The 247-nt window shown below is 40.1% G+C and carries 1 protein-coding gene; it reads left to right on the top strand.

Features of this window, described 5'->3' with window-relative positions:
* Positions 1-197: hypothetical protein (locus SB764_RS43380; RefSeq protein ID WP_410867222.1), on the top strand; the 197-nt coding region annotated here is incomplete at its 5' end.
* Between the last annotated feature and the right edge of the window lie 50 nt (positions 198-247).

Here is a 247-nt window from a genome sequence, read left to right on the forward strand (position 1 = left end):
CCGGAGAATTTCTCCATAAGCAATTCCTGCCCATGTACAAGGCGAAACGTTTTTTCAAACTCAATCTATATGATACCCATGAAATCGTTCAAAGCTTTCCCCTGCCTTCTACTGAAAGGGATAGCGATACTTTTTTCAAAGAATTAGAACGAATACATGATGAAGCTCGCGGAAAGAAGGTTCTACTCGAAAAATGATGAATTATTCTGTTCTCCCTGATACGTTTAATGATCGCGATCCCCGCAAT

It is taken from the genome of Paraburkholderia sp. SIMBA_027, assembly GCF_046535315.1.
In the GTDB taxonomy this organism is placed as follows: domain Bacteria; phylum Pseudomonadota; class Gammaproteobacteria; order Burkholderiales; family Burkholderiaceae; genus Paraburkholderia; species Paraburkholderia tropica.